This window comes from Bradyrhizobium sp. (assembly GCF_049519115.1).
Classification (GTDB): Bacteria; Pseudomonadota; Alphaproteobacteria; order Rhizobiales; family Xanthobacteraceae; genus Bradyrhizobium.
On record NZ_JBEKRB010000175.1, the window covers coordinates 1 to 3,168 of the forward strand.

The window sequence follows — 3,168 nt, forward strand, 5'->3', positions numbered from 1 at the left end:
CTTCTCGCTTCTATGTTGCGGTCCATCGGCGCTCCGGAGGAGGCGGCTCGCAAGGTCGCCCAGCGCATCGTCGAACGACGCGATCCCAGCCATGCGGCAGGTCGTGATAACCTCGCCAATGTCGCGCCCAAAATGTCTGGATCTAACCAGCCCTTCACCGACGTTGGGCAACTCCGGACCATTCCCGGAATGGCGCCGGACTGGATCGCGGCGATTGCGCCGCTAACCACCGTGTTCGGGAGCCAAACCGTCAATCCGTTGACCGCGCCAGCGGGCGTCATAGCGGCGCTGCCGGGTGTTGACGGCCAGCGGGTTGCCGCGTTTCTCAACGCCCGCCGCAGTTTTCCCTCGGATGCCGATAGGCTGATACCAATTCTCGGGGCGGTGCAGCCATATCTTGCGGTCAAGCCGCAGCGTGTCGCGTCTGTGGATCTGACGGCGGCGTTGGCGAGCGGCTACAGCGCCACGGTGCACGCGGTGATAGTCGTGTTGCCTCAGGATAGCCAACCTTACCGCGTACTGGTTTGGACGCCGGTGCCATACGCCGATGCGTCCATTGGGTTGCGTCCGATGGCGAAGGGGTAAGTCTCATGCGGATCGCCGCTATCTTGAGACGATGGATCGAGACTCTGGCCACGATGTTTGTAGCTTGGCGCGAGCGACGGCGTGAACAACATGCGTTGACGGTTGCATACGAAAATCAGCATGTCGTCATACGGGAGTCTCTATCCGGTCGGGATACAGCTCATCCACACTTTCGAGCCGGACAGAAAGTGTCGGCTGACCTTCTGCGCGCTGCTAGCAACATTTTTATCGTTCTTGAACTTCCTGCCGAAAAGGTCGTGAGGCGAAACATCACTGTACCGGCGCAGGCGCAGAAATTTCTGTCGGGAGTCATCCGCAATCAGATCGAGCGACTGTCGCCTTGGCCGCCCAACAACGTGGTGTACGGTTTTAACGCCGAAGCGAGCGGAGAGGATGCTTCGGTAATCGAGGTACGAATCTTGATGGCCTCCCGGACCGATATTGACGCATCGCGACATCATTTGACTGCGCTCGGTGTTCAGGTCGATCGCATCGTGGCGAATGTTTCGACCGTCGAAACCGTAAAGGGCGCAGGATCCGTGACCTTGTGGTCGCGATTGACGGACGCCTCGCATGACCGCCTTGAAGGGACAAGCCGGTTGATTGGTTTAGGGATTGGTGCCATCGCCGCGGTGAGTATGTGTTTGAGCCTGTGGGCGTTTGTATCTACCGGCCTTCTTCGAGACGAGAGTGAAAGCATCGCGGCGCGCGCCAAGGCTTTGCAGCGACAAGTTCAGGGCGGCCGGACGCTGTCTTTGGCGGCATCCATGCCGCTGGCGGAACGGGCGTGGTTCTTGAAAGAAACATCCATTTCGAGCGTGATCCTTATCGAGGCGCTGTCACGCGCCCTGCCTGATTCCGCGCACCTGACCGAAATTCGTGTGGAAAACGCAACCTTGCGCATGACCGGACTGGCCGACGACGCCCCAGCATTACTCGCGCCGCTTGAACAGTCCGGGCACCTGACCGCCGTGCACTTTTTTGCCCCAACGACGCGCGGGCCGGACGGAAAGTCGTTCAGGTTTTCCATCGAGGCGCATGTCGAGCCCCGCAGCAAGATCGCGGAGGAGTGAGCCGTGTGGAGACTGGACCGCGAACAAGCTGTTTCCTTGTTAGTGCTGGTCCTGCTGATACTGACATGCGTGTGCGCCGCAGGACTATCGCTTCAGATGCGTTCCGATGCGGGTCAGGAGCTTGCCGAACGTCGCGACTTGCTCTCGCGTCTGGAGCCCCGAATGCGAGCGGATACAGGTCGGCCGATCGCAGCACCTCCGACAGCTTTTCTGAACGCGCCGACCCAGGGCATCGCTAGCGCCCAACTGCAAGCCTATCTGGCGCAACTCGCCGACCTTCAGCATGCCGGTCTGATGTCATCGGGCGGGGAAGCGGCCAAGCGCGACGAGGCGACCGACACGATCAGGCTTCAGGCCACTCTTGAAATGAACATGAAGGCGCTGCGGGCGATGCTCTATCAACTCGAAAGCGGAACACCTTACGTGTTCGTCGATGCGCTGACAGTGCAGCCGGCCAGCGCGACGGCAGGTCGTATCATCGAAGATCCAACGCTGCGAGCCACGTTGAGCCTGCGCGCGTTTTGGCGGCGAGGGACGCCATGACGTTTTTTCGCCTAACGGCCAATGCCGTTTTTCTGTTGTATTGGACGACTGCGACGCTCGGTGCCGATGCGCCAGCGCAGGCACAAGATTCGTCCGACGTCACGCTTTCTAATCCGCTCGCAGCGCAATCTCTGGAACGGCTGTCGGCGACTATCGATCGTCCGCTGTTTTCGCCCAGCCGCCGCCCGCCGGCAGGGCCGGTCGCCCAGGCTCCCAACCAACCGGTGCCGCCGGTGGCACCGCCTGATCTGGTTCTCTCCGGCATCGTGATGGATGGAGACAGTGTGCGCGCCGTCGTTCAGGTCGGAGCGGAGAAGATTTTACGCGCGCAAATTGGCGATAAGATCGACGGATGGACGGTTAGTCAGATCGAGGGACGCAAGCTGGTCTTGTCGCTCGATGGCCGCTTCGCCACGTTCACGCTCTTTAATCGCAAAGTCGATCAGGGGAATTTTGGTGACGGCGCCGCGTCGAAAGTGTCGAACGGATCATCGCGTGCGCCGCAACCGCTGCAACTGCAACAACAGAATTTGTCACCGACAGGCCAGAATGCAGGAATTCAAGGACGCCGTCGACGAATGGGTGAGTGAACCGCCGCAAGCGAGAGTTCGTAAAAATTTCTTAGTGGAAACAGTCATCGTGTCCAAAATTACCTTTTATTAACCATATATTTGCATGATTTGGCCGCATATTCTGCTTCGGTCGACGCCTAATGCCAGCACTAGCGGCCACACGCTCGGGGGAAACGAGCAAGCGCGACCTGGAAAGGACTGTTGAGTGGCCGTCGCCGCGATCACCTGCGGCGCCGATATAGGGGGGCGAGAATAATACACTGAATTTCAACCGGGGACCGTTTTTGCTTCATTTCTCAGAGGCTTGCTTGGTGGTCGTGTTGCTCAGCGCATTGCCGGGCTGTGTCACATCCAATCCGAGTCCGAGTCTGACCGAGGACGCTGCTCCGCGCGAC

Annotated in this window: 3 protein-coding genes and 1 pseudogene; all 4 read left to right on the forward strand. The window is 59.6% G+C overall.

Annotated features, from left to right (window positions below):
- Positions 1–585 (forward strand): annotated as a pseudogene (locus ABSE61_RS36740) (hypothetical protein); the annotation flags it as partial.
- A gap of 5 nt (positions 586–590) precedes the next feature.
- Complete coding sequence (locus tag ABSE61_RS36745; protein ID WP_423876046.1) at positions 591–1,658, forward strand: PilN domain-containing protein; 1,068 nt, start codon at positions 591–593, stop codon at positions 1,656–1,658.
- A 3-nt stretch (positions 1,659–1,661) separates the two neighbouring features.
- Complete coding sequence (gene gspM / locus ABSE61_RS36750; RefSeq protein ID WP_423876047.1) at positions 1,662–2,201, forward strand: type II secretion system protein GspM; 540 nt, start codon at positions 1,662–1,664, stop codon at positions 2,199–2,201.
- On the forward strand, positions 2,198–2,791 hold the full coding sequence (locus tag ABSE61_RS36755; RefSeq protein WP_423876048.1) for a hypothetical protein: 594 nt from the start codon (positions 2,198–2,200) through the stop codon (positions 2,789–2,791). Before gspM ends, ABSE61_RS36755 begins: the two co-directional genes overlap by 4 nt.
- The last annotated feature ends 377 nt before the right edge of the window (positions 2,792–3,168 follow it).

What these genes read in the sequence shown, in the direction of transcription:
- ABSE61_RS36745 (WP_423876046.1), top strand. Translation starts at nt 591, where the DNA reads ATGCGGATCGCCGCTATCTTGAGACGATGGATCGAGACTCTGGCCACG.
- ABSE61_RS36755 (WP_423876048.1), top strand. Translation starts at nt 2,198, where the DNA reads ATGACGTTTTTTCGCCTAACGGCCAATGCCGTTTTTCTGTTGTATTGG.